1 protein-coding gene is annotated in these 783 nt (G+C 48.0%); it reads right to left on the bottom strand.

Annotation, left to right across the window (positions count from 1 at the left end):
• The coding region (locus A3766_RS01265; RefSeq protein WP_197479161.1) for a 3'-5' exonuclease at nt 1-783 on the bottom strand (783 nt) is incomplete at both ends.

Genomic DNA, 783 nt, shown 5'->3' with positions numbered 1-783 from the left:
AGCCATTGATCATACTCAATATCGGTAAACAACTGCTTGATCACAGGTATCGGATCTTCCTGATAACAACGTTCCGTTGTTTTTCGTAACCAATCGCTAAAGCGCCTGACCCGATCCAGCGCCTTACCACTCAACACTTGTTCCAAACCAATTTCACCGACAGCCTGATTCAAACTAATATGTCGCTCAGTCGAATAATTTCCGAGTTTCTCCAAGGTTGAGGGGCCGATCTCTCTGCGTGGTACGTTGACTACCCGAAGAAATGCTGCGTCATCATCAGGGTTAGCAATGAGACGCAAGTAGGCCATGGCATCTTTGATTTCATTCTTGGCAAAGAAGGAGGTACCACCAGACAAGCGATAAGGCACCTGAAAAGCCTGCATCTTGATTTCCAGCAGACGCGCCTGGTGGTTACCACGATAAAGCACAGCGAAGTCTTTAAAGGGGATATCCTTTTTCAACTTAAGATCAAGAATCTCTGCGGCAATTTGTTCTGCCTCTGCATCTTCATGGCGACAACGAATTACACGAATTCGCTCTCCGTCACCCAGCTGGCTCCATAGTGCTTTATCAAACATATGAGGGTTGTTGGCGATCAAGGTATTCGCCGCACGCAAGATCAAACTGGTAGAGCGATAATTCTGCTCCAGCTTAATCAGCTTCAGGCTTGGGAAGTCTTTTTCCAGACGCGCCAGGTTTTCTGGCCTTGCTCCACGCCAGGCATAGATAGACTGGTCATCGTCGCCTACGACTGTCAAAGCATGACGGTCACCCACGATTTGC

Source organism: Oleiphilus sp. HI0132, assembly GCF_001635845.1.
Note: the sequence above shows the minus strand (reverse complement) of the source record. Positions and strands in the feature narration are given on the sequence as shown.